Annotated in this window: 1 pseudogene; it reads left to right on the top strand. The window is 67.2% G+C overall.

The window, feature by feature from the left end:
* Positions 1-551: pseudogene (locus BHQ40_RS24860) on the top strand (calcium-binding protein); the annotation flags it as partial.

The raw sequence follows: 551 nt of genomic DNA, 5'->3' as shown, positions 1-551 counted from the left end.
TGGCGCGGGCGACGACTTCCTGGACGGCGCGGCTGGCGCGGATACGCTGGACGGCGGCATCGGCGATGATGTGCTGCGCGGTGGTGCAGGCGCGGACTCCCTGATCGGCGGCGCGGGTTTCGACACGGCGGATTATTCCACTTCGACGGGCGCGATTTCGATCAATCTTGACGGTTCGCTTTCGGCGGGCGGCGATGCGCAGGGCGATACGCTGTCCTCGATCGAGCGCGTCATCGGTTCGGCATTTGACGACACGCTGACGGGCACCAGCCAGAATGAAACGCTGGAAGGCGGCGCGGGCAATGACATATTGCGCGGTGGCGCAGGGTCAGACGCGCTGCTGGGCGGCGATGGCGACGACCAGCTTTCCGGCGGCGCTGGCGCAGACATACTGACGGGCGGCGCTGGCTTTGACACCGCCGACTATGCGGGGTCGTCTGCGGGCGTGAATGTGCGCCTGGATGGCGGACCCAGCACCGGCGGCGACGCCGAAGGCGATGTGCTGACGGGCATCGAAGGGATCACAGGCTCCGGCCAGAATGACGTCATCA

It is taken from the genome of Sphingobium phenoxybenzoativorans, assembly GCF_001757355.1.
Classification (GTDB): Bacteria; Pseudomonadota; Alphaproteobacteria; order Sphingomonadales; family Sphingomonadaceae; genus Sphingobium; species Sphingobium phenoxybenzoativorans.
The sequence above is the reverse complement of the archived record's forward strand: the minus strand, read 5'-3'. Positions and strand labels throughout refer to the sequence as shown.